The 23,075-nt window shown below is 67.6% G+C and carries 18 protein-coding genes; 10 read left to right on the top strand and 8 right to left on the bottom strand.

What is annotated here, in order from left to right:
• Positions 1-19 precede the first annotated feature (19 nt).
• The 6 genes from ACJJV6_RS06235 to ACJJV6_RS06210 form a co-directional block, all read right to left on the bottom strand.
• On the bottom strand, positions 20-766 hold the full coding sequence (locus ACJJV6_RS06235; RefSeq protein WP_407710181.1) for a ThuA domain-containing protein: 747 nt from the start codon (positions 764-766) through the stop codon (positions 20-22).
• Positions 766-1,860 carry a Gfo/Idh/MocA family protein gene (locus ACJJV6_RS06230; protein WP_035752305.1) on the bottom strand — a complete coding sequence of 365 codons (1,095 nt, stop codon included), beginning with the start codon at positions 1,858-1,860 and terminating at the stop codon, positions 766-768. The genes ACJJV6_RS06235 and ACJJV6_RS06230 overlap by 1 nt, the downstream gene beginning before the upstream one ends.
• A gap of 76 nt (positions 1,861-1,936) precedes the next feature.
• Positions 1,937-2,851 carry a carbohydrate ABC transporter permease gene (locus tag ACJJV6_RS06225; RefSeq protein WP_407710180.1) on the bottom strand — a complete coding sequence of 305 codons (915 nt, stop codon included), beginning with the start codon at positions 2,849-2,851 and terminating at the stop codon, positions 1,937-1,939.
• Positions 2,848-3,780 (bottom strand): carbohydrate ABC transporter permease, encoded by a 933-nt coding sequence (locus ACJJV6_RS06220; RefSeq protein WP_407710179.1) that lies wholly within the window; start codon positions 3,778-3,780, stop codon positions 2,848-2,850. The genes ACJJV6_RS06225 and ACJJV6_RS06220 overlap by 4 nt, the downstream gene beginning before the upstream one ends.
• 2 nt (positions 3,781-3,782) lie before the next feature.
• A complete protein-coding gene (locus ACJJV6_RS06215) occupies positions 3,783-5,138 on the bottom strand; it encodes an ABC transporter substrate-binding protein (RefSeq protein ID WP_407710178.1) in 1,356 nt (451 codons plus the stop codon).
• Between the two features lie 212 nt (positions 5,139-5,350).
• A complete protein-coding gene (locus tag ACJJV6_RS06210) occupies positions 5,351-6,349 on the bottom strand; it encodes a LacI family DNA-binding transcriptional regulator (protein ID WP_407710177.1) in 999 nt (332 codons plus the stop codon).
• A 240-nt stretch (positions 6,350-6,589) separates the two neighbouring features.
• On the opposite strand from ACJJV6_RS06210, the gene glnT reads away from it, so the two are divergent.
• The 6 genes from glnT (at position 6,590) to ACJJV6_RS06180 (ending at position 13,362) form a co-directional block, all read left to right on the top strand.
• Positions 6,590-8,011 carry a type III glutamate--ammonia ligase gene (gene glnT, locus ACJJV6_RS06205; RefSeq protein ID WP_407710176.1) on the top strand — a complete coding sequence of 474 codons (1,422 nt, stop codon included), beginning with the start codon at positions 6,590-6,592 and terminating at the stop codon, positions 8,009-8,011.
• Positions 8,012-8,052: 41 nt separating this feature from the next.
• The gene (locus tag ACJJV6_RS06200) at positions 8,053-8,973 is read left to right on the top strand and encodes a glutamine amidotransferase (RefSeq protein WP_407710175.1); all 921 of its coding nucleotides are present in this window, start codon (positions 8,053-8,055) and stop codon (positions 8,971-8,973) included.
• A complete protein-coding gene (locus ACJJV6_RS06195; RefSeq protein ID WP_407710174.1) occupies positions 8,961-9,704 on the top strand; it encodes a protein glxC in 744 nt (247 codons plus the stop codon). The genes ACJJV6_RS06200 and ACJJV6_RS06195 overlap by 13 nt, the downstream gene beginning before the upstream one ends.
• A 9-nt stretch (positions 9,705-9,713) precedes the next feature.
• Complete coding sequence (locus ACJJV6_RS06190; RefSeq protein ID WP_407710173.1) at positions 9,714-11,084, top strand: FMN-binding glutamate synthase family protein; 1,371 nt, start codon at positions 9,714-9,716, stop codon at positions 11,082-11,084.
• A 98-nt stretch (positions 11,085-11,182) separates the two neighbouring features.
• Positions 11,183-11,854, top strand: coding sequence for an XRE family transcriptional regulator (locus ACJJV6_RS06185; protein ID WP_009359414.1), 672 nt, complete (start codon positions 11,183-11,185; stop codon positions 11,852-11,854).
• Positions 11,855-12,072: 218 nt separating this feature from the next.
• Positions 12,073-13,362, top strand: coding sequence for an ammonium transporter (locus ACJJV6_RS06180; RefSeq protein ID WP_009359415.1), 1,290 nt, complete (start codon positions 12,073-12,075; stop codon positions 13,360-13,362).
• Positions 13,363-13,478: 116 nt separating this feature from the next.
• On the opposite strand, the gene ACJJV6_RS06175 is transcribed toward ACJJV6_RS06180, so the two are convergent.
• Positions 13,479-14,486: a glycoside hydrolase gene (locus ACJJV6_RS06175; protein WP_354175720.1), complete on the bottom strand. Its 1,008-nt coding sequence runs from the start codon at positions 14,484-14,486 to the stop codon at positions 13,479-13,481.
• A 194-nt stretch (positions 14,487-14,680) separates the two neighbouring features.
• Between ACJJV6_RS06175 and ACJJV6_RS06170 the strand changes: the two genes are divergently transcribed.
• The 3 genes from ACJJV6_RS06170 to map all read left to right on the top strand — a co-directional run bounded on the left by ACJJV6_RS06170 (position 14,681) and on the right by map (position 18,324).
• The gene (locus ACJJV6_RS06170) at positions 14,681-15,727 is read left to right on the top strand and encodes a DUF808 domain-containing protein (RefSeq protein WP_009359416.1); all 1,047 of its coding nucleotides are present in this window, start codon (positions 14,681-14,683) and stop codon (positions 15,725-15,727) included.
• A 54-nt stretch (positions 15,728-15,781) separates the two neighbouring features.
• Positions 15,782-17,470: a DUF222 domain-containing protein gene (locus ACJJV6_RS06165; RefSeq protein WP_407710172.1), complete on the top strand. Its 1,689-nt coding sequence runs from the start codon at positions 15,782-15,784 to the stop codon at positions 17,468-17,470.
• Between the two features lie 71 nt (positions 17,471-17,541).
• Positions 17,542-18,324, top strand: a complete 783-nt coding sequence (gene map, locus ACJJV6_RS06160) for a type I methionyl aminopeptidase (protein ID WP_407710171.1) — start codon at positions 17,542-17,544, stop codon at positions 18,322-18,324.
• Between the two features lie 65 nt (positions 18,325-18,389).
• Here map and ACJJV6_RS06155 read toward each other — a convergent pair whose 3' ends face one another.
• Positions 18,390-21,914, bottom strand: coding sequence for a DEAD/DEAH box helicase (locus ACJJV6_RS06155; RefSeq protein ID WP_035753838.1), 3,525 nt, complete (start codon positions 21,912-21,914; stop codon positions 18,390-18,392).
• A 219-nt stretch (positions 21,915-22,133) separates the two neighbouring features.
• Here ACJJV6_RS06155 and ACJJV6_RS06150 point away from each other — a divergent pair, with 219 nt between their 5' ends.
• Complete coding sequence (locus ACJJV6_RS06150) at positions 22,134-22,985, top strand: hypothetical protein (protein ID WP_009359420.1); 852 nt, start codon at positions 22,134-22,136, stop codon at positions 22,983-22,985.
• The last annotated feature ends 90 nt before the right edge of the window (positions 22,986-23,075 follow it).

Raw genomic sequence — 23,075 nt, 5'->3', positions numbered from 1 at the left:
CTTCCCACCGCTCCGCGAACTACCGCTCCGCGAACCAGTCCCGCGGGGGGTTCGTCACGGCGGGCGCCGAACGGTCCAGTCCGGGCTGGGCAGCCCAGCGGACGCCGTTCGCCAGGACACGCTGGATCTGCGGGTGGTGGTACACCGGGTATTCCTGGTCGCCGGGGCTGAAGTAGAAGATGCGTCCCTTGCCCCGGGTGAACGTGACGCCGGACCGGAACACCTCGCCGCCGGCGAACGAGCTGATGAAGATCAGGTCGTCCGGGTCTGGAATATCGAACAGCTCGCCGTACATCTCCTGCTCTGGGATGACGATGGGGCTGTCCACTCCTTCGGCAATGGGGTGTGACGGCTTCACGGTCCACACCAGCTCGCGCTCGCCGTCGTTTCGCCAGGCCAGCGAGCAGCTGGTGCCCAGCAGCCGGGTGAAGATCTTTGCGAAGTGCCCCGAGTGGAGCACGATCAGTCCCATCCCGCCCAGTACATGGCGCTGGACACGGTCGACGACGGCGTCGCCCACCTGGTCATGGGCGATGTGGCCCCACCAGAGGAGGACGTCCGTCTCGGCGAGCACCTCCTCGCTGAGCCCGTGCTGGTCGTCGGCGAGGACCGCCGTCGTAATCTCCGACTCCGGGTAGAAGGCGCGCAGCCCTGCTGCGATGGCGCCGTGGATGCCGTCCGGGTAGATTTCCCCGATGTGGGCCGGCTCGTTGTTGGCCTCGTGGACGCCTTCGTTCCAGACCAGGATCCTCAGTTTTTCACCCATTAGAGACGAACCTCCCTCTGCTCCCGTGCGGACTGGTAGCACGCGTCGATGATCTGTGCGCGGTAGAGCGCCAGCGAACCGTCATGCCCGCGCCAGGCCTCGGGGCCGCCGCGGACGGCTGTCACGAAATCCTCCACCACCGCATCGTGCGCCCGGCCCGGAAGGACGGGCGGGACATAATCCGCGGATTCGCCGTCCTTGTCGGTGAACACCCGGAGCTGGCCGACCGGGGGGAAGGGCGCGCCCTGCACCTTGAGCTCGGCGCCGCCGTCGGTTCCGTAGACGGTGAAGTCCAGCAGGTCGTCGGTTTCCCGGTACGTGGCCCAGCTGGCCTCGATGAGGAGCGTTCCGCCGCCCTCAAGCCGGAGGAAGGCGGACGCGAAGTCTTCCACCTCGAACGCGTGGCTGGTGGCCTGCGCGGAGTACCTGCTGCCGCCGCCCCGCCCTTGGGGACCCAGCTCCGAATGGGTGGCGGCGGACACTGCCAGCACCTTGGGTTCGCCGAGCAGGTGCAGGGCGTAGTCCAGGGCGTGGACGCCGATATCGGCCAGCGGCCCGCCGCCGGCGAGTTCGGGGTTGGTGAACCAGCTGCCCAGGGTGGGGATGCCGGAACGGCGCAGCCACGAGGCCTTGGCGTAGTAGGGGCGGCCCAGGCCGCCGTCGTCAATGACCTCCTTGAGTGCGCCGATGTCACCGCGGCGGCGGTGGTTGAAGGCAACATCCAGGACGCGGCCCGCCTTGCGCGCGGCATCCACCATGGCCTGGCCTTCGATGGCGTTGCGTGCGATGGGCTTTTCGCTCAGCACATGGATCCCGCGTTCCAGGGCGGCGATGGCAATGGGTGCGTGCAGGAAGGTGGGCACTGCCACGCTGATGGCATCCAGGCCGCCGTGCTCCAGCATCTCTTTCCAGTCGGCAAAGGCATTCGGAATGGAGTACTCAGCCTGCAGCGAATCGCGGAGCTCCTGTTCCATTCCTGCCAGCGCCACGATGCGGACGCCTTCCAGGGCGTTGTAGGCCATCAGGTGCTGCTGCCCGGCCCAGCCGATGCCGACCACGCCCACCCTCAGTTCCTTGGTGTCTGGTTCCGGCAGGGCGGATGCCTGCTGGCCGGGGGACTGCTCGTTGCTCACGGGTTTTCCTTCTTCTTGTGGTTGTGGATGTGGGGTTCTAGCCCTTGACGGCGCCGGCGGTCATGCCGGAGACGATGCGTTTCTGGCACAGGAGCACCAGGATGACGAGCGGGACTGTGATGACCACCGAGGCCGCGCTGATGGTGCCGAGCGGCTGGTCAAACTCGCTGGTCCCGCTGAAGAACGCAATCGCCACCGGGACCGGACGGGCCTCGGGGGAAGTGGTGAGGGTGACGGCAAGCAGGAATTCATTCCATACCGAGATGAACACGAGGATCGCCGTCGTGGCAAGGCCCGGGACCGCCAGGGGCAGGATGACTTTGCGGAAGGCGGTAAATGGCGTCGCGCCGTCCATGTAGGCCGATTCCTCCAGCTCACGCGGGATCTCCCTAAAGAAGGAGGTCAGCGTGTAGATGGCCAGGGGCAACGCGAACGTCAGTTTCGGGATAATCAGGCCAAGGAGTGTGTCGTACAGGCCGATCTCGCGCCAGATCGAGAACAGCGGGGCAGCAATGGCAATGGCCGGAAAGGTGGTGACCGACAGGATGAGGGTCAGGATCAGGGCTTTGCGGCGCATTTTGAGCCGGGCCAGCGCGTAGGCGGCGAAGGAGGCGAACACCAGCGCCACCGTGGTGGTGACGACGGCGATAATCACCGAGTTGCGCAGGGCCAGCAGGAACTCGGCGCTCTGGAACACGGCCTGGTAGTTCTCGAAGGTCGGCTGGCTGGGGAAGAGTTCACCCTGGGAGAGGCTGGCGCCCTTCTTGAGCGACGTGTTGACCAGCCAGTAGAACGGGATGAGCGAGAAGCCCATGACGGCTATGACGAATACCCACACGACGGGATGCAGCCGGGCCTGGCCGCGGGGCCTCCGCCGCGGCGCCCTGCCCCTGGATGGCCGGCCGCGGCCGGCGGGTGCCGCCGTCGTCCGCTGTGCAGTCAGCGTGCTCATTGTTCCTCCTTGGCAACTTCGCGGATGTTGCCCCCGGCGAAGCGGATGTACACCACCGAGACCGCCATGACGGTCAGGAAGGTGAGGATGGACAGCGCCGACCCTTCGCCCACAAGGCGGTTTTCCCGCAGCTGTGCGTAGGCCAGCATGGACATCGACTCGGTGCCGTTGGCGCCGCGGGTGAGCACGAACGGCAGGTCGAAGACGCGCAGGGCATCCATGGTCCGGAAGATCGCGGCCAGCACAATGGCCGGGCGGAGCAGGGGAAGGGTGACGTGGATGAAGGACTGCCACTTGCTGGCGCCATCAAGTTCCGCGGCCTCGTAGGTCTCGGTGGAAATGACCTGCAGGCCGGCCAGGATGATCAGGGCTGCGAAGGGTGTTGTCTTCCAGACGTCGGCCAGGACGATGACTGCCATGGCGTAGCCGTGCTCGCCCAGCCAGACAACGTCGCCGCCGGGCAGGCCCAGCGTTGACAGGACGTTGGTGACCAGGCCCAGGTTGGGCTGGAACATCGTTTCCCAGGTGATGGCACTGACCACGGTCACCACCGCGTACGGCAGCAGGACCACGGTGCGCAGGAGTGCCCGGCCCTTGAAGGCGAGGTTAAGCAGCAGTGCCATGCCCGTCCCAAGCACCAGCTCGAGCGAGACCGAGAGCCCCGCGAACAGGAACGTCTGGCCGAACGCCGCCCACCAGTGCGGCCCGGTGAGGGCCGAAATGTAGTTCTCAAGTCCGACGAAGCGCGAGAGTCCGGCGGTGCGGACGCTGTACTGGTTGAGGGAAAGCCAGAGCGCGTACCCGATGGGCGCCGCCGCCACCAGGGCCATGAGGACCAGGGAGGGGGCAGTCATCCGGAACGCGAGCCGCCTCTCCTCCCGGTCGCGGCCGTTGATGCCGCGGCCGGGAGCAAGGAACTTGGTGGCCATGATCAGAAGCTCGCCTTTGCGGCCGTGATCTCTTCAGCCATGGTCTTCACGGCGTCCTCGGTGGTGGCGGTTCCGGAAAGGACCGCGTAGACGTTCTTGTAGATCGCCTGGGAGATCTGCGGGTAGACCGGGGAAATGGGGCGCGGCTTGGCGTTCTTGACGGAGGCGAGCAGTTCAGTGGCGAACGGCATCTTCGCCAGGACGTCCGGGTCCGAGTAGGCGGCCTCGTTGACAGGCGCCTGCGAGAAGTCCATGGCCACGTGCTTCTGCCACTCCGGGGTGGTGGCGAAGTCGATGAAGGCCACGGCACCCGCCTGGTTCGTGGAGTGGGCCGAGATGGCCAGGTTCCAGCCGCCCAGGACGCCGGAGGCCTTGCCGCCTTCCCACGCCGGAAGGGGAGCCACGCCGAACGTGCCCGCCAGCGGCGTGGCGTTGAGCAGGCGGTTGACGTGCGGCCAGTTGCGCTGGTAACCGAAGTTCCCCGATTCGTAGGCCAGGCGCCCGGCGTCCTCGTTGTACGTCAGCACCGCGCGGTCAGCCGAGCCGTCCTTGAGGCCCTTCACCATGAAATCGAGCACCTCCCGGGTTTCCGGGGAATCGATGCTGACCTCGCCCTGGTCATCCAGCACCTCGCCGCCCGCGCTGTAGAGCATTTCGAGGAAGTTCACGGTGAGGCCCTCATACTGCTTGCCCTGGTAGACGAAGCTGTTGCCCGGGGCGCCGGCTGCCTCCGCATACAGCTGCTGCCAGGTATCCGGCTTGGCCACCTTGTCCTTCTGGTAGTAGATGAGTCCCGCGTTGGTGAAGAACGGGGACGCCCAGTACTTGTCCTCGTACTTGGCGGTTTCCACGGTGGAGGGAATGAGGCGGTCCTTGTTGGCTTCCACCAGTTCCGTCTGGTCAAGGATCCAGCCCTGGGAAGCGAACTCGGAAGTCCAGATGACGTCCGTGAGGAACAGGTCGCATTCCGCTGACTTGCCTTCGAGCCGCTGCACTGCCTGGGTCCGCATCTCGTCAGTGGTGGCACCGATTTCGGTGTATTTGGCCGTGACCTTGCCGTTTGCCTTGGTGAAGGCCTCTGCTGTGCCTTTGTAGATGCCGGAGGCGTCCTTGCCGCCGCAGATGTTGATGCTGCCGCTGGCGCCGGCTCCTGCGGCCGGATCGGCGGCAGGGGCCTGGTCCGCGCCGGGAGCGGCCGCACCACCTCCACAGCCGCTCAGCAGCAGGCCCGCGGCCATGGCTGCCGCCACCGCCAGGGTTCGCCCGCTGGTCCGGCGTGATGCGGGCGCCAGGGCGGGGGCGGGCATGGATGGTGCAGTGTCCTCATGGCGCGGAGATGCGTTTTGAATCAGGTCCACAAGTGGCTCCTTTGGGGGTCGGGAGGGATGCTCGAGGAATGGCAGCGTGCAACGTCGCCCGCATACCTCAGCGTGGCTTCGTTGCCTGGCCGGCTTTTGGTCAGTCCTATTTGGAATCGATTCCAAATTCCGCCCAATAACCAGTCGGGCTAACTTTGGAATCGATTCCACAGCAGTGTGTCAGGGGTCACGTCAGCCTGTCAACCCCTGGCTCAGCTGTTGGTGGAGTCCCGCACGACGAGTTCGTGGGGGAGGTACATCCGGCCCCTGCGGTGCGGGCCCGCCGTGGTCATCCGTTCAAGGAGCGCCTCGAAAGCCAGGCGGCCCATCGAGTACGCGGGCTGCCTGATGGTGGTCAGTTCCGGGACGCACATCTCAGCCTGGACGGAGTCGTCAAAGCCAGCCACGGCGATGTCCTCCGGTACCCTCAGCCCGGCGTCGGTGATCGCACGGACGCACCCCGCTGCCACTGTGTCGTTCCCGCAGAACACGGCATCGGGGCGCGGGGTTGCGTCAAGGAGTTCTTCGGCGTGGCGGCGGCCAGTGTGGAAATCGAAGTCACCGTCCACGAACAGTATCTGGTCGGCGGGCATACCTGCCTCTGCGGCGGCGAGCCGGAAGCCCTCCTCGCGCAGGCGGCCGGAGCGGGCCGCCCTGTTGCCGATCATCGCCAGCCGCCGGGCACCGGTGGCGATCAGGTGCCGGGTGATGTCCACGGCCGCCTGCCGGTCGTCGATGGCAACGCCGAAGGCTGCGTCGGCGTCGGCGATTTCGCAGACCTGGACGACGCATTGCTGCTCGGCCATCTGTCCGATGTCCTCGTCGGGCATGGTGGGGGAGAACATCACCAGGCCGTCAACCGAGCCGTTGCGCAGCATGTCCACCAGTTGCTGTTCACGCTCCGGATCACCTGCGGTCGGCGCGATGAGGCTGACATACCCGGACAGCGCCCCGGCGTCGCTGACTCCGCGGAAAGCCTCGCTGATCACGGGCGAGTTCAGGTTCTTGGCAATCGCGAGGATGCGCATCGTCCTGTCCCGCCGCAGGTCGCGGGCGGAGGCAAGCGGCCGGTAGTTGAGCTGGTGGATGGCAGCGGTGACCTTTTCCTTGCTCGACTCGCTCACGGCAGGGCTTCCATTGAGGACCCGCGACACCGTGCCCACGGATACTCCGGCCGTCCTGGCGACGTCCTGGACTGTCGCTCGCGCCATTCCCCTGATCCTTTCGCGGCCGGCGGTGATTGCCGGAAATCTTCCCCAGCTTAGCGGGGCGTGCACAGCCGGGGACGCGAGGCGGCGTCACCCGGCGCGTGCTTGCGGCCCGCCCGCCTGCCGGTCAGGCGCCGGCAACATCCAATTAACATCCCAGCCGGACGCACGAAATCTTCGCTTGGCTACTCTGGTGCAACAAGGTTTACTAGTAGCTAACACCAACCCGACAGGATTGTTTCGATGACCAGTGTCGCAACCCCTGCTGTAACCCCCTCGGCCGGGCTCGCCGGCCGGGCCAACGATGCCCTTTCCCAGCCCGCCATCTCCCTCGCGGACATTGCCCGCGCCCACGACGTCCGCTTCCTCCTGGCCACGTTCGTGGACATGACCGGCAAGCCCTGCGCCAAGCTGGTCCCGGTGGAGGCGGCGGACGAGCTGGAATCCGGCGCCATGGGCTTTGCCGGCTACGCCGCGGGCCTGATCGGCCAACAGCCGCAGGACGCGGACCTCATCGCCGTGCCGGACCTCTCCTCATTCACCCCGGTCCCCTTCATCAAGGAGGGGCTGGCGATCATCCACTGCGATCCGCACGTCAACGGGCGGCCGTGGCCGTACGCGCCGCGCGTCATCCTCAAGAACGCGCTGGCCCGGCTTGACCGGAAGGGCATGCAGGCAAAAGTAGGCGCCGAAGTGGAGTACTTCCTGGTGAAGAAAAACGACGACGGGACGCTGAGTACCGCCGACGACAAGGACGATTCGCCGCGCCCCTGCTACGACGCCCGCGGCGTGACGCGGATGTACGAGCACCTCACCTCGATCTCGGATGCCATGAACAGCCTGGGCTGGGGCAACTACGCCAACGACCACGAGGACGCCGCCGGCCAATTCGAGCAGAACTTCAACTACGCCGACGCCCTCACCACGGCGGACCGTGTTGTCTCGCTGCGCTACATCCTCAACATCCTGGCGGAGCAGCGGGGCATGACGGCCACCTTCATGCCCAAGCCGTTCACGGACCGCACGGGCACCGGCCTGCACTTCCATCTCTCGCTCTGGTCAGGTGCGGACGCGCTGTTCCCGGCCGGCGACGGGAAAGCGGACGACGGGAAAGCGGACGACGGCGGCCGCGGCCTGGGGCTCTCCCGCCTCGCCTACTCCTTCATCGGCGGGATCCTGGACCACGCTCCGGCCCTGCAGGCCTTCCTGGCGCCCACCGTGAATTCCTACAAGCGCACCGGCGCCACCACCAGTTCCTCCGGAGCCACGTGGTCCCCGCGGAAAGCGTCCTTCGGCGGCAACGACCGCACCCACATGATCCGGGTCCCGGACAACAAGCGGATCGAGCTGCGCTCAGGTGACGGTTCGGCCAACCCGTACCTGGCCATCGCCACGGCCATCGCCGCCGGGCTGGACGGCGTGGAGAAGTCCATCGATCCCGGCCTGCCGTCGGGGCCGGGGGAGTCGAAGCCGGACGCCCACTTCCTGCCCGCCACCCTGCTCCACGCCGTCGAGGCCCTTCGGAAGGACCCGGTGATCCTGGCCAGCCTCAGCGGCGATCCGGAGATCGGCGCCTACTACGCCACGGCGAAGGAAGAGGAATTCCTCAGCTGGCACAACCAGGTCAGCGACTGGGAAATCCGCACCTACCTGACCTCGATCTAACCAACCCGACCCGAACAGACCCAACCAAGCAAAGGATCGTTATGTGCGGAATCGCCGCGCTGCAGCTGCGCAACCCCTCGCTGCATCCAAAGATGGGCAGCCTGCTGTCCTCCATGCTGTGCCAGATCGTGGACCGCGGACCGGATTCCGCCGGCCTGGCCGTCTACAACACCCCGGGCCTGGTGTCCCCGGGCACCTCCACGCTGAGCCTGCTGGGCAGGGACCAGGGCATGCCGACGCCGGCCATCACCGAGGGCGTCGCCGGGCTCCTCGCCGGCGTGCTTCCGGCGGACGCCGGCGTCTCGGTGCAGGTGGTGGGTGACACCACCCTGGTGGGTGCCGCCGTCGGGACCGACCTCCTGGTGAAGGCCGTGACAGAAACCCTGCCCGCCGCCACCGTTATTGGCCGGGGGGAGCACGTGGCCGTCATGAAGAGCGTGGGCCACCCCATGGAGATCGCCGCGGAGCACGGGCTGGAAGCCATGGCCGGCAGCCAGGGCCTGTCCCACACCCGCATGGCTACCGAGTCTGCCGTGACCGCGGGCGGCTCGCACCCCTTCTCCGTGGCGGACGACCTGTGCCTGGTGCACAACGGATCCTTCTCCAACCACGCCACCGTGCGGCGGGACCTCAAGCGTGAAGGCGTGGTGTTCGACTCCGAAAACGACACCGAGGTGGGCGCCCGCTACGTGGCCTCCCGCCTGCAGCAGGGTGACACCCTCGAGGAAGCGCTGGTGAACCTGGGCAAGGTCCTGGACGGTTTCTACACCCTGGTGGTCACCACCGCGGACAGCATGGCCGTGGTCCGTGACCCCATCGCGTGCAAGCCCGCCATCATCGCCGAAACCGACGACTACGTGGCAATGGCCTCCGAATACCGCGCCCTGGCAGCCCTGCCCGGCATCGACAACGCCCGCATCTTTGAACCGGAACCCGGAAAGGTCTACACATGGTCACTCTGACAGCCCCCGAAACCACCGCCCCCGAACCTGTAACGGACGCCCCTGCGGCACCCGAAACAACCGTGGTGGACCTCGCCGGTGCTCCGGTCCGGGGCCTCAACCAGGCACTGCACGACGCCGTTGACGGCCAGGCCTGGACCGTCACAAACCCCGGCGGCAAGCACAGCCTGGCCGTTGGCATCAACGCCGACGTTGCGGTGACCATCGAAGGCCATGCCGGCTACTACGCGGCCGGGATGCACCAAAAGGGAACCGTGACGGTGAACGGGAACGCCGGCGTCGGACTGGCCGAGAACATCATGTCCGGGACGGTCCATGTGAAGGGTGATGCCTCGCAGTCCGCCGCTGCCACCGGGCACGGCGGCCTGGTGGTCATCGACGGCAATGCCGGTGCACGCTGCGGGATCTCCATGAAGGGCGTGGACATCGTGGTGGGCGGCAACATCGGCCACATGTCCGCGTTCATGGCCCAGGCCGGCCGGCTGGTGGTCTGCGGCGACGCCGGGGACGCGCTGGGTGACTCCATCTACGAGGCCCGGATCTACGTCAAGGGAACCGTCGCCTCGCTCGGCGCGGACTGCATCGAAAAGCCGCTGCGGGAGGAGCACCTGGCCGAACTCGCGGAGCTCCTGGCGGCCGCCGGCCGCACCGACAACCCGGCCGACTTCAAACGCTACGGCTCAGCCCGCAACCTCTACCACTTCCACGTCGACAACTCGACTGCCTACTAGGAGGCCCCCATGACCATCACCTCCGTTCCCGCCCCGGCACCGGCGTCCGCCGACATCACTGCGTCTGATTCCGCTGCGCTGGGTCTCCGCGAATCCGCCACGTTCGACCGCGCCACCATCGCCGACATCCAGCGCGCCGCGGCCACCGGCGTCTACGACATCCGCGGCTGGGGAGCCAAGCGCAAGGTCCCGCACTTCGACGACCTGCTCTTCCTCGGTGCCTCCATGTCCCGCTACCCGCTGGAGGGGTACCGCGAAAAGTGCGATACCGACGTCGTCCTCGGCGACCGGCACGCCAGCAGGCCGCTGCACCTGCAGACCCCGGTGACCATCGCGGGCATGAGCTTCGGCGCCCTGTCCGCCAACGCCAAGGAGGCGCTGGGCCGCGGCGCCAGCGAGGTGGGCACCTCCACCACCACGGGCGACGGCGGCATGACGCCTGAGGAGCGCGGCCAGTCCAGGCACCTGGTGTACCAGTACCTGCCCTCCCGCTACGGAATGAACCCGGACGACCTCCGCAAGGCCGACGCCATCGAGATCGTGCTCGGCCAGGGTGCCAAGCCGGGCGGCGGCGGGATGCTGCTGGGCCAGAAGATCACCGAGCGCGTCGCCGGGATGCGCACCCTCCCGGTCGGGATCGACCAGCGCTCCGCCAGCCGCCACCCGGACTGGACCGGCCCGGACGACCTGGAAATCAAGATCGGCGAACTCCGCGAAATCACGGACTGGAAGACCCCCATCTACGTCAAGGTGGGCGCCTCCCGGCCCTACTACGACACCGCGCTCGCCGTGAAGTCCGGCGCCGACGTGGTGGTGCTGGACGGCATGCAGGGCGGAACCGCCGCCACCCAGCAGGTGTTCATCGAGAACGTCGGCATCCCCACGCTCGCCGCCATCCCGCAGGCCGTCCAGGCACTGCAGGAACTCGGGGTCCACCGGAAGGTGCAGCTCATTGTCTCCGGCGGCATCCGCACCGGAGCCGACGTGGCCAAAGCCATGGCACTGGGGGCTGACGCCGTGGCGATCGGGACCGCGGCCCTGATCGCGCTGGGCGACAATGATCCCCGCTACACGGCGGAGTACTCGGCCCTGGGCTCCGCCGCCGGTTTTTACGACGACTTCCAGGACGGCCGGGACCCTGCCGGCATCACCACCCAGGACCCGGACCTGGCCTCGCGGCTGGACCCGGTGGCCGCGGGACGGCGGCTGGCCAACTACCTCCGGGTCCTCACCATGGAAGCCCAGACCATTGCGCGGGCCTGCGGAAAGTCGCACCTGCACAACCTGGAGCCCGAGGACCTGGTGGCCCTCACCATCGAGGCGTCCGCCATGGCCCGCGTTCCGCTGGCCGGGACCAGCTGGATCCCCGGCGCGCCCTGACAGGGGTCCGTTCCGCGGGCGCCGGCACGGCCGGCGCCCGCCCCTCGCCCGCCGCGCCCCTCGCCCGCCCCCTGGAGGGCCTGCCTATGATGGCTCATATGACCAACCATGCCCGGGACGACGCCGACGCCGCGATTGACCCCGACGGCGGCACCGCCGCCGGGGATGCCGCCACGGGAGGCGCCGCCCTCGGGGATGCCGCCGCCGTCGCGGGGAAGCTGGAGCAGGTCATCGCCGCGCAGGTGCGCCACTACCGCACGGCCGGCGGGCTGTCCTCGGCGGAACTGGCGGCGCGCACCGGGTTGTCGAAGGCCATGATCTCGCGGGTCGAAACGGCCACCACGTCCTGTTCGCTGACCACCCTGCAGCGGCTGGCCGACGGGCTGAACGTGCCGGTCACCGCGCTGTTCCGCGGCGCGGACACGGACCGGGACGCCACCTTCACCAAGGCCGGCCAGGGCAGCCTGACGGTCCGCAGCGGCACCCAGCACGGTCATGAATACCGGGTGCTGGGCACGCTCAAGGGCAGGACCGACGCCCTGGAACCCACCCTGGTGACGCTGACGGACGCCTCGGACGTGTTTCCGCTGTTCCAGCACCCGGGCACAGAATTCATCTACATGCTCTCCGGAAAGATGGTGTACGGCCACGGCGCCTACGAATACACCATGGAGGCCGGCGATTCCCTGCTGCTCGACGGCGAGGGCCCGCACGGCCCGCTGGAACTGCTGGACCTGCCCATCCGGTTCCTGGCTGTCTCCGCCAGGTAATCACTGGGGACTGCGATACCCCTGAAACTCGCGTGTGGATGACTGAAACCATCATTTAACACACCCGAAACCCAGTTCATAACCCGCGCCATACAGTTGGAACCAGACGGCAATAGCCGCCCTCCGCTGAACGCGGTACTAACTCCGCGTCCCTCCTGACGGAGTGGCTCTGACGCGCGATTTCCGTTCTCTCCTCGCATCACGAAAGGGGTTTCCCAATGGATTCGGGAAATGTCGCTTGGATTCTGGCCAGCGCAGCGCTGGTTTGCATGATGATCCCCGCCCTGGCCCTGTTTTACGGGGGCATGGTGGGTTCGCGCCGCATCCTCAACATGATGATGATGTGCTTCGGCGGCGCCAGCCTGGTGGCCGTCCTGTGGGCGCTGTTCGGGTACTCGCTGGCCTTCGGGAACTCCGTGGGCGGCCTGGGGCTGATCGGTGACATCACCGAGTTCCCGGGCATGGGACAGCTGCTGGCCGCGGACGAGGGGGCGTCCATCCCGGTCATCCTGTTCGCCGCGTTCCAGCTCTTCTTCGCCTGCGTCACCACGGCCCTGGTGGCCGGTGCGGCGGCAGGACGCATGAAGTTCGGCGCCTGGATGCTGTTCGCCGGTATCTGGGCCACCATCGTCTATTTCCCCATTGCGCACTGGGTCTTCGCCTTCTCCTCGGCGGACGGCAGCGTGACCGGCGGCTGGATTGCCAGCGGCATCAAGGCCATCGACTTCGCCGGCGGCACGGCCGTGCACATGAACGCAGGCGCCGCCGCCCTCGCCCTGGCACTGGTCCTGGGCAAGAGCTCGGGCTGGCCCAAGATGGAACACACCAAGCCGCACAGCCGGCCGCTGGTCCTGGTTGGCGCCGGCCTGCTGTGGGTGGGCTGGTTCGGCTTCAACGCCGGATCGGCACTGTCCGCCGGCCAGTCGGCGTCGGTGGTCTTCCTGAACACCGCCGTGGCAGCGTCCGCCGGCCTGCTCGCCTGGGCCCTCGTTGAGCGGCTCCGCAACGGCGCCGCCACCAGCATGGGCGCGGCATCCGGCCTGATCTCGGCACTCGTCGCCATCACCCCCGCCTGCGGCGCCGTCAGCCCGCTGGGAGCTGTTGCCATCGGCCTGATCGCCGGCGCTGTCTGCTCGCTGGCCATCGAGCTGAAGTTCCGGCTCGGCTTCGACGACTCGCTCGACGTCGTCGGCGTCCACCTGGTAGGCGGCATCCTCGGCACCCTGCTAATCGGACTCTTCGCCACCGACGCCGCCCCCAACGCCGTCAACGGGCTCTTCTACGGCGGTGGCCTTGAACTGCTTGGCACCCAGGCCCTTGCCACGGTCACGGTGCTGGCCTACTCGTTCGGCATCACCTGGATCCTGGCAAAGATCCTGGACAAGACCGTGGGCCTGCGCATCAAGCCGGAGGACGAGATGCGTGGCATCGACCTCGCCGCCCACTCCGAACTGGCGTACCTGACGGACGAGGACCCGGTGGAGCTCGGCTCACCGCAGCGCGGCTAGCCGCACCAGGGCCTCGGGCCCGCCCACGAATCAGGCAGAGGGCCAGGCCCTGGACCGGTGCCAGCAGCAGCTGGCTTATAGTTCCAGGGCTTGGCCCTTTGTCGTGCGCGCTGCCGTCAGTGCTCCATGCACATCAGGACGCCGTCGCGGACTTCCAGGACGGCGGCCCGGACGTGGCTCAGGCGCGTGCGCGGGTCCGCGTCCATGGCGCCGATGTCCTCCCCGCCCCAGTGCGGGTGCGTGAAGTAGACCAGCAGGGCCCGCTCCGCACCGTCTTCGCCGGCGGAAAGCGGCACCACGTCCGCGTGGCGTCCGACGACGGGCCTGCCGCCCGTCATTTCGGGCGCGGTGAGGATGAGGCCGTCCAGGTGCTCCTGCCGGGTCCAGTTGCCCGCGGCATCGTCAGAGCGGTAGACGGCCTGGCCCCGCCATTCGTCCACGATCATCCAGTACGTCCCGGCGAGCCGGAACACTTTGGGTCCTTCGTGGGGGCGCCCGGGAATCGCGACTCCTTCCAGGACCCACGATGCAGGATCCTCCGGCGTGTCGCTGACAGCGCTGAAGGTGTTGCAGTCGCGCTTTTCGTCCTTGTACCAGAGCCGGTAGCGGCCGTCCCCGCAGCGTGCCACGGCCGCATCGATGACGCGCGGGGAGTCCAGGTCAACGGCACCCAGGTATTCCCAGTGCTCCAGGTCCTTGCTGGCGAACTGCACGATGCCCGCCTGCCCGGTCCAGTCCGTCCGCACCCCCGGCAGCACGGTCAGGTACATGATCCACTGGCCGCCAATGCAGACGACGTCGGGCGCCCAGAGGGTTGCCGGCTGTCCGGTTCCCGGCGGCACGAGGCCTTCCGCGGTGCCCTGATAGGTCCAGGTGGCGCCGCCATCCGGGGACCGGGCGACGCCGATCCCCGTGCCGTGCACCCATTCGACCCCCGTCAGGCCCGCTTTCGTCGCGCGGCGCTGCGTGTAGAACAGGACCCACTCGCCTTTGAGGTGGTCGGCCACCAGGACCGGATCCGTGGGACCGTCCCACACCGGGTCGCGGTAGGGAACCCTGAAGGCGTCGGGGCGCAGGGGAGCCCGGGTGGCGGCGGACTCCTCCGTGGCGGGTGTAGCCGGCACAATTTCTCCAACGTTGTAGTTTTGGTTTTGATCCAGCATAAACCGCAATGTCCGGCGTGAACATCGGCTGCTGCGTTGCTGCTTGGATCCTCCACCGTCATGCGTGCGACGTATACTCCGAACATGCCAATCACGAGCCTCAACCGAAGCAAGCACGCTCAGCAGTCCGCCGTCGGGAAGCGCGGGAGCGAACTGTGAGCGGCGGTCTCGTTGCCCTGCTGGATGACGTCGCGGCCCTGGCCCGGATAGCGGCCGCCTCGGTGGATGACGTCGCGGCCGGGGCAGCCAAGGCGGGTGCCAAGGCCGCCGGCGTCGTCATTGACGACGCCGCGGTCACGCCGCAGTACGTCTCCGGCAGGGACCCGTCCCGCGAGCTGCCGATGATCAAGAAGATCTTCTGGGGCTCGCTCCGCAACAAGCTCCTGATCATCCTGCCGGCCCTGCTGCTCATCAGCGCCTTTGCCCCGTGGGCCATCCCGTTCATCCTGATGCTGGGCGGCACCTACCTCTGCTATGAGGGCGCCGAGAAGGTCTGGCACAAGATCCGCGGCCACCACACGGCGGAAGAAGACTCGCCGGCGGTGGACCGCGGACCAGGTGCCGAAGCCAAGGTGGTCAAGGGCGCCATCACCACCGACTTCATCCTGTCCTGCGAGATCATGGTCATTTCGATGAACGAGGTGGCCGCTGAGTCCCTGTGGATCCGGGCGCTCATCCTGGTAGTGGTGGCCCTCGTCATCACCGTGTTGGTCTACGGTGCAGTTGCCCTCATCGTGAAGATGGACGACATCGGCGTCCACCTGACCACCAAGGACTCCGCCGGCTCCAAGCGCTTCGGCGAACTGCTCGTCAAGGGGATGCCCGCGGTGCTGGCAGCGATCACCTTCATCGGAACCATCGCCATGCTGTGGGTTGGCGGCCACATCATGCTGCAGGGCGCCTACGACCTTGGCTGGCACGCGCCGTACGACCTGGTCCATGTCCTGGAGAAGCCCTTCGCCGGCATCGCTGTGGTGGGCGGCTTCCTCGCCTGGCTCGTGAACACCCTGTGCTCGGCAGTGCTCGGACTGGCCTGGGGGCTGCTGATCATGGCTGTTGTGCACCCGCTGCTGAAGGCCCTGCCGATCGGCAAGAAAACGGGCGGGCACGAGGAAGGCGACATCCGCGCCGAGCTTGCCGGATACCGGCCGGCGAAGCGGGACGCTGATACCGCCCAGCGGGAAGGTGATTCCGCACATTAGCCCGTAGCCAACGGCCCCCGCTGTTTTGTCAGACCGTCCTGCCATGCTTTGGATATGGGACATGGAGCCGCTTATGGCGCAGGCAGCGGGGCCGGGATTGCGGCTGCCGTGGCGTCGGTGGGCGGCTTTGTTGAGGATCTTGATGGTCTTGTGAACGGGCCTGCGTTTGTCGAAGCTGATGACGTTGCTGCCGCCGGAGGTGGGGATCCGTTGCGGGCGTTTGCTGATGGGTGCCTGGAGGGGTTGGCGATAGTCCGCCGGGCTGAGGCTGCTTTGGCTGCGGTGAAGGTGCGCCTGGTGGACGGGCATGTGGGCGCGGTGCACGCGTTGGAGGATCCGGCTGCGGATCCGGGGTGGGCCAAGGGGCAGGAGGCGGCCGTGGTGGCCGAGGTAGCATGTGTCCTGACCATCGGCGAACGTGCCGCGGGTTCCTTGATCGGTGCCTCGCACGCCTTGACGAGTTCCCTTCCGGCCGCGCTGGACGCCCTGCAGGCCGGTGCCGTCCCGTGGCAGAACGCCCAGATCATCGTCGATGAAACCGCGGGCCTTGGTGCGGACGCCACGGCGGCCCTGGAAGCGCGCTTCCTCGGACTGGAGGGAACCAACCCTGACGCTCATGCTGCCGTACCTGGTGGCATTGCGGGCGAGTTGCCGCCGTCGAGGTTGCGGCGGAGGGTGCGGTCCTGGCGGGAACGCCACCAACCAGTGTCGATCGAGAAACGCCACGCGAGGGCTGTGGCCCAGCGGCGGATGGAGTATTCGCCGGACCGGGACGGGATGGCCTGGGTCTCGCTGTGCCTGCCCGCGGACCAGGCCAACGCGGCGTGGAACCGGACCCGCGCGCTGGCCCGCGGACTGCAGGGCCCGGACGAGCCCCGCACTTTGCCCCAGCTGATGGCCGATATCGGTGTCACCGCGCTCCTGGGCGCCGGAACACGTGGAGGGGCAGGTCCTGATCTGGCGGAGGTCCCTGTGCTGGGAGCGCAGGTGCTGGTCACCGTCCCGGTGTTCGCCCTGCTTGGCCTCACGGATGAACCTGCCGTGCTGGATGGCCATGGCCCGGTTCCGGCGTCGATGGCCCGGCAACTCGTCGCCGGCGGTGCGGCGTCGTTTTACCGGGTGCTGGTGGACCCGCGGGACGGGGCGCCGCTGGAGATCGGCCGAACCAGCTACCGGATTCCTGTGGCGATGCGCCGGTGGTTGAGGTTGCGGGACGGCAAATGCCCGTTCCCCGGGTGCAGCAACAACTCGCTCGACAACGAAGTCGACCACTTGTTGGCCTGGCACCATGGCGGCGCCACCGGAATCAGCAACCTGGGACAGCTCTGCCCGAAACATCACCGCATGAAACACACCTCCGGCTGGGAACCCACCCCCGCCACCAAGAACCGCCCACCCGGCTATGTCTCACCCTTCGGCCGAAGCTACACCAGCGAACACCAGGACTGGGAACCACCCCACCTGCCACAGCTGGGCGAGGCGCAAGGCCTGCAGGAGGCAGATGGCTCGAGGATCCTGGCAGAGGCTGGTGAGCGACAAGGCTGGCCAGGCATGCCGCACCCGGACACTTGGCCGGACTTCGCCCGCCTGTACCCCGAACCGCCCATCGAGGAGCCGCTGAGCAGGAACCTTGAGGACCCCGACGACCTTCCGGCTGATGATGACCTCTGGGAGGAGTTCTACGCCCTGCCGTTTGTCCTGCCAAAGGACCCGTTCGAGGACCGGGAGCAGGCGCCCGTGTAGCGGCTTGCGCATCATGCTGTCTCCGCCGCAGGATGGGGCCCGTACTGTAGTTGGTTCGAGGAGGCTGCCCCATGATTGAGATCCTGAATTCCGCCGAGGTGGCCAGGGCGAAGGAAACCGGCGCCCTGGTGGCCAACATCCTACATATGCTGAAGGGCCGCACAACGGTGGGCACCAACCTCCTGGAGATCGACGCCTGGGCCAGGGACATGATCCTCGAAGCCGGTGCCGAATCCTGCTATGTCGATTACGCGCCGTCCTTCGGGCGCGGACCGTTCGGCCACTACATCTGCACGGGCGTCAACGATGCCGTGCTCCACGGGCTGCCGCACGACTATGCCCTGGCCGACGGTGACCTGCTGACGCTTGACCTCGCCGTCCTGAAGGGTGGCGTGGCGGCGGACTCTGCCATCAGCTTCATCGTGGGCGAAACCAGGCACCCGGAGAGCGTGGCCCTGATCGAGGCAACAGAGCGGGCACTGCGCGCGGGAATCGCCGCTGCCGGGCCGGGGGCGCGCATCGGCGACATCTCGCACGCCATCGGCTCGGTCCTCAGCGACGCGGGATACCCCATCAACACCCAGTTCGGTGGCCACGGCATCGGATCCACCATGCACCAGGACCCGCACGTTCCGAACGCCGGACGTCCCGGCCGCGGCTTCAAGCTCCGGCCCGGGCTGCTGCTCGCGCTGGAGCCGTGGGTCATGGCGGACACCGCAGAACTGGTCACCGACGCCGACAGATGGACGCTCCGGAGCGCCACGGGCTGCCGGACCGCGCACAGTGAGCACACGATCGCGATCACCGAAAGCGGCGCCGAGCTCCTGACCCTGCCGCCGCAGGGGCTTTCGTAAGTAGCCCAGGGCTTTCCTAGATAAACGCCGGGCAGCCTTGGTTCCGCAGGGCAGCGAACAGCCCCTTACTCCTTGAACAGCCCCGCAAGGTCCTCGGCCGTGATGGCACCGCCGGCCAGGGCGTCGCCCTCCATGACGTCGGCGAACAGCTGCGACTTCCGGGCCTTGAGCGCCATGACCTTTTCCTCGATGGTGTCCTTGGCAACCAGCCGGTACACCATGACGTTCCGGGCCTGCCCGATCCGGTGCGTCCGGTCCACGGCCTGCGCCTCCGATGCCGGGTTCCACCAGGGGTCCAGGAGGAAGACGTAGTCGGCCTCCGTGAGGTTCAGCCCGAAGCCGCCGGCCTTCAGCGATATCAGGAACACCGGCGCGCTGCCGTTCTTGAACTCGCTGACCACGTCGGCACGGTTGCGGGTGCCGCCGTCGAGGTAGCAGTACTCGATGCCCTCCTCGTCAAGCCGCTCGCGCACCTTCCCCAGGAACCCGGTGAACTGGCTGAAGATCAGCGCCCGGTGGCCCTCCGCCACGAGGTCCTCGAGCTGCTCGAACAGGACATCCAGCTTGCTGGACCGGATCCCGGACAGGCCCGGGTCAACAAGGGACGCGTCCAGGCTCAGCTGCCGGAGCAGCGTCAGTGACTGGAAGATGGTGAACCGGTTCTTATTCACGTCCTCGATCAGCCCCAGGATCTTCTGCCGTTCGCGCTGCAGATGCGTCTGGTAGACCTTCTGGTGCCGCGGGTTCAGCACCACCTCCAGGATCTGCTCCTGCTTGGGCGGCAGGTCCTTGATCACCTGGTCCTTGGTGCGGCGCATCATCAGCGGACGGACCCGGCGGCGGAGCTTGTCCAGCTGCCCCTTGTCCCCGTTCTTCTCCACAGGCTTCTGGTAGTACTCCGCGAACCGCTTGGGACTGGAAAACAAGCCTGGCGCCACAATGGAGGTCAGCGCCCAGAACTCCATAAGGTTGTTCTCCAGCGGCGTGCCGGTGATGGCCAGCTTGAAGGCGGCCGGCAGCTTGCGGGCGCACTGGTAGGCCTTGGACTGGTGGTTCTTCACGAACTGCGCCTCGTCCAGCACCAGGCCGGACCAGGAGCGGGCGGCATAGGAGTCGTAATCGATGCGGAACAGCGCGTAGGACGTGATGACAACGTCCGCGTCCGCGAGTGCCGCCGCCGGATCCTGTCCGTTCTTGGCGAACGTCTCGCCCACCGCCTGCACCTTCAGTCCCGGCGCGAAGCGGGCCGCTTCGGCCGCCCAGTTGCCCACCACGCTGGTGGGCGCCACCACCAGGAAGGGCGCGACGGCGGCGGGCCGGGTGACGCCATCCGCTGCGGAGCCGGCGGCAGCACCGCCGTCGGGCGCCTCCGCATCAGCGCCGGCTGCCGCCAGCGAGAGTTCCTTCGCCGCGCACATCAGCGCCAGCGCCTGCACGGTCTTGCCAAGGCCCATGTCGTCGGCAAGCACGCCTCCCAGGCTGTGCTTGTACAGGAAGGTGAGCCAGTTGAAGCCCTCCAGCTGGTAGGGGCGGAGCTCGGCGTTCAGCGACGCCGGCAGCGGAAGCCCGTCCGTGCCGCCCTCCAGGAGGCCGCCCACGGCGGAACGCCAGGCGGCAGCCTGTTGGTCCACGATCCCCAGCTGCGCCAGCTCGTCCCACAACCCGGCCTGGAAGCGGCTGATCTGCAGCGGCGCGTCCTTGTTGTCCTGCAGCGATCGTGCCTCTTCAATCAGCGCCCGCAGCTGGTGCAGCTCCGGCAGGTCCAGGGAGAAGTACGCGCCGCTGGGCAGCAGCATCTTGGTCTGCCCCGCGGCCAGCGCGGAGAACACGGCAGCGAAGGACACCGGCTGCCCCTCGAGGGAAATCTGGATGCCCAGGTCGAACCAGTCGCGCTGCTCGGTGGCCTTGGTGGAGATGGAGACCACCGGTGCTTCCTCGGCCTCCCGGTAGTCGGCGATGTCGCCCGCTGTCTCCACCTCAACGTCCGGCGCCTGGCGGAGCCGCGGCAGCACCTCCTCGGTGAAAGCCAGCGTGTCCAGGCCTGCCAGCTCGGCCGACGCCGCCAGCCGGGGAGTGCCCCAGCCGCCGGTTGCGGACTCGCCCAGGGCGGGAACCACGTCCCACGGCTGGCCGATGCCTTCCAGGATGCGCGCTTCTGCAGTGTCGTCGCGGTAGCCATGGTCGCCGGGATGGCGCCACAGCGGCTGGGCCGTGACCAGGTTGCCGCTCTTGTAGTGCCACTCCCAGTGCAGGCGCACTCGGTGGTCGGCCCCGTAGTTTGCCAGCAGCGAGAGCGTGGGAACAGCAAGGGCCGGCAGCTCCACCGATTCATCGCGGGCGGTGACCCGCGCCTTCTGCTTGAGCTTCGGATAAAAGCCGGTGAGGAAGCGTGATTCGTCCTTGGCAGGAATATGGAGCGTGCTGCCGGCCGTGACGAAGGCCAGCAGTTCCTCGCTCAGGCCGGTCTCCAGCGGTGCCAGGGTGATGACACCGTCGGGATCGGGGACCCCCGGCAGCGCGGCCTCGCCCGTGGTGAAGAACAGCCCGTGCGCCGGCCGTCCTATCGTGCCCACCGCCGCCGGATCAACCGGGCTTCCGTCCACGGTGATGGTGGGCGCTAGTTCCAGTCCGCCGTCGGGCGCGGCGTCCTGTCCGCCGCCGCCCTCAGCCTGTGCGCCGTCCCGTCCCGCGCCGTCCGGTCCCGCGCCGTCCGGTCCCGTGCCGTACCGTCCAAGGTTGAGTCCGACGGCGGCAGGGGCCTCGGCGATCCGGACCGGCTCGGTGCCGCGCGAGTGCACCAGCGCGAGCCCGATCTTGCGGGCGTCGGACAGCAGGCTCCACAGGTTCTTGCCCGAGTAGGAATTCAGGCCCAGCCACAGCCCGGACGAGTTGTGCATCCGGCTGGCGGAGGCGGAGTGCGCAGCCAGGAATTCCTGCATCCACTCGATATGCGCCTCGTTGCACTCCCGGCGGAAGTTCAGGTAGCTCAGGGTGTTCCAGGAGACATCGCCGCGGATCCACTTGCCCTTGGCGCCCATGATTACCGGGCGGGCCTTGAGCTGGCGGACGCTGCGCACCGGATCCCGGCGGCCGGTGTAGGAAAAGTGCGGTGCCGGCTCCTCGATTTCAAACTGGAGCGCCAGCGGGACGCCGTTGGCTGCGGGGGCGTTTCCGGCCTGCGAGATGAGCGGGCTGAGCGCCTGCTCCCAGTCGGACAGGACAGCGCCGGCGGGCTCCCGGGACACCTGGGTGGCAACCCCCGGGGACAGCAGCTGCACGCGGATGGCCGGATTGTCCTCCGCGGCAAAGAGCAGGGCAGCCACGTGCTTGCAGTCCTTGCGCACCGGGCAGCTGCAGACACCAACCGTGCAGCTCCAGCCGCCGCCCCTGCGGACCAGCTTGGCGGTGGTGGAGTAGGGCACGTCGGCGCCGCCCCGGACCTTGCCCAGCATGAGCCCGGTCCCGGCGTCGAACGAGATCCCGGAGACGCGGCTGCCCATGGCATAGGCAAGCCCGGCCGCCAGGGAGCGGTCGTTGATGGCGGGGGTCTGTATTGCCAGATCCGTACTCGCGTCCGGTTGGGATGGAATGGCGTGCGCTACTTTCGGCAGGACACGGCGGAGCCGCGTCCGGTGGTTGGCTATCTGATCCATCTTAGTTCGCCGGGCCCCGCGGTGAGTTCGGCGGCAACTACGGCTCCCTACCGAAACTTCGCTTGACGTTCATTTCTTCCTCAACGGCGCGGTACCCCGGCGCACGTAGCGTGAAAAGCGTCCCAAGCAGCACCGCCATCAGCAGTGAGGATTTCCATGATCACCAGCCAGCAGCCCGTCATCCTGACCAGCAGCAGCATCGAAGCACGCGATGAGGAGGTGGTGGATGCGAACGTGAGCGTGGTGGACGCCATGCACACCGCGCTCCTGCACACGGACGAGATGTCGCCGGTGGCCGTCCGCAGCTACTACGTGGACTTCTACCTCACCCAGGCGCTGGAAGGCGGCTTCGCGCAGTACGCCTTCGTCGCCGTCGACCGGGCCGAAACGGACACCTACGTCCGCGAGGGGATGGCCGGCATGGGCGCCGCCGCCCACCTGGAGCTCTTCAACCGCGCCGTCGAAGCGTACGACCACCTCTCCGAGGAGGAAGAGGAGTTCTACCTCGACGGCGGGCTGGACGACACCGAGGAGACCCCCGACGCGGTCCTCCGGATGGAGGAGCTCGACGGCGAGTTCGAGGCACTGCTTGAGCGCGAGAACATCACGGCGCTCAACGCCGCCTGGCTGCGCGGGCAGGCCGACCTGCTGGTCCTCGACGACGAGGAGGTGGGCGCGTACATCCAGCAGCTCGTTGCCCAGATCCCGGACCTGCCCGAGCGCCAGGCCAAGGCAGAAGCGGAGGCACTCGAGGATGCACCGGACTTCGAACTCATCATCCGTGAGCTGTGCAGCATCGTGGGCTACGAGCTCGTCAGGATCACCATGGGCGATCCCAACTACATGCACGACGGCGAAAGAACCCTCGCCTGGCACTTCTCCACCGACCACGGTGACTTCCTGATGGTCGAGGAGGATGACGAGGCCTTCATGATCAACCCGGAGACGCTCGAGATCGTCGCCGCTGTGGAGTTCGAAGAGGCCGGCGCGGATCTGGTCGGGGCCTAGCAGGCACGCGGGCTCCGCGGCGGAACAATGACGGAACAAAGGCGGCCGGAAAAAATGTTTCCGGCCGCCGTAACCTTTCCGCGGCAAGGG

Origin of the sequence: Arthrobacter nitrophenolicus (assembly GCF_045833485.1) — a bacterium.
In the GTDB taxonomy this organism is placed as follows: domain Bacteria; phylum Actinomycetota; class Actinomycetes; order Actinomycetales; family Micrococcaceae; genus Arthrobacter; species Arthrobacter nitrophenolicus.
Note: the sequence above shows the minus strand (reverse complement) of the source record. Positions and strands in the feature narration are given on the sequence as shown.